The sequence below is a fragment of the Alkalihalophilus lindianensis genome (assembly GCF_032843265.1).
In the GTDB taxonomy this organism is placed as follows: domain Bacteria; phylum Bacillota; class Bacilli; order Bacillales; family Bacillaceae_D; genus Alkalihalophilus; species Alkalihalophilus lindianensis.
Genome location: NZ_JAWJBA010000418.1, coordinates 1 through 267 on the forward strand (window position 1 = coordinate 1; position 267 = coordinate 267).

Genomic DNA, 267 nt, shown 5'->3' on the forward strand with positions numbered 1-267 from the left:
TATACTTTCCTTAAGCATGGATGATGCAAGCTTATGTCTAAAAATATGTGTGCCTCTTCTATCATTGTGATTCATTCTAATATTTGCGGCATTCATGATTTTGTTAACTGCAATAGAAACGGCTGATTTGCCTATTACCGAATCTTTTTGCTTGTTTTTGAGAAAAACAAAAGGCTGTTCACTTTTAGGACGTTCATTGATGATATAGCTATACAATGCGTTTCCAATCATAGCTTCCATTGGGAGCTCTAGTGAGTTAGAAGTTTT

1 protein-coding gene is annotated in these 267 nt (G+C 34.8%); it reads right to left on the reverse strand.

Annotation, left to right across the window (positions count from 1 at the left end; genetic code table 11):
* A partial coding sequence (locus tag RYX56_RS22845) for a tyrosine-type recombinase/integrase (protein WP_439108530.1) occupies positions 1-267 on the reverse strand: 267 nt, incomplete at both ends.